The following is a 714-nucleotide window of genomic DNA, read 5'->3' on the forward strand; positions in this document are numbered from 1 at the left end:
ATCGGTTGGATCAGCCGCAACCGCCGCCTCGCCCGCGACTTCGAGCGACACTGCCGCATCGCCGCCGCCTTCGTCCGCATGGCAATGATCCGCATCATGCTCCGCCGGCTGGCCAGAAAGCCCTCAGCGTGAATCGAAACTTCCCGGATGGGCTCTCAGGAAATAATTTTCTAGACCATAGAAAAAACCTTGGGCCTCTCTGGACTTATCAAAATAGAAGACTCCGGCATTCATCTGAATGAGATAATCGATGCCCTGTGCCTGCAAGACATCTTTAACTTCAATGCCTTTCCATTCGCCGCTTTGCCGCTTCCCGCCGGTGATCGAGAAATGCCGTGTGGCTGCCGCCGCCCAATAGGTATCGATGTCGGTTTTCACCAGCAGGCAATCGGCGTCGACGAACATGGACTTCTCGTAGGGTGAGGTGTCGAAGACCCGAATTTTGTTCATCACGTGCGGGAATTTGGCATCCTTGGCAATCACCACCGTCCGGTCGAAGAACAGCCGGTCATCCCGCGACAGTGTCAGCGTGTCCTCGTGGATGAGGCAAACGGGGCGCTTTGGGTCCATCACCTTGATTGACGCGGCTAGTGCACTGACGCAGACGGAGGATTCACAGCGGGGCGCTGCGGTGGAATTCTCCAGGCATGGCCCAGACCGTCAGCGTCATCGTTGGATCTGAGGATCGCATCCGCCTTGCTGCGATCCTTGGTG

1 protein-coding gene and 1 pseudogene are annotated in these 714 nt (G+C 57.1%); one reads left to right on the top strand and one right to left on the bottom strand.

The genetic code is table 11. The features are described from left to right. A pseudogene (locus H7965_RS32350) lies at window positions 1-132 on the top strand (IS5 family transposase); the annotation flags it as partial. Here the strand turns inward: H7965_RS32350 and H7965_RS30200 are convergent. Next, window positions 124-570: a hypothetical protein gene (locus H7965_RS30200; RefSeq protein ID WP_186774122.1), complete on the bottom strand. Its 447-nt coding sequence runs from the start codon at window positions 568-570 to the stop codon at window positions 124-126. The pseudogene H7965_RS32350 and the gene H7965_RS30200 overlap by 9 nt on opposite strands. Window positions 571-714 lie beyond the last annotated feature (144 nt).

It is taken from the genome of Siccirubricoccus deserti (assembly GCF_014283215.1).
Classification (GTDB): Bacteria; Pseudomonadota; Alphaproteobacteria; order Acetobacterales; family Acetobacteraceae; genus Siccirubricoccus; species Siccirubricoccus deserti.

Coding starts and splice junctions, on each gene's coding strand:
- H7965_RS30200 (WP_186774122.1), bottom strand. CDS start 570: ATGGACCCAAAGCGCCCCGTTTGCCTCATCCACGAGGACACGCTGACA.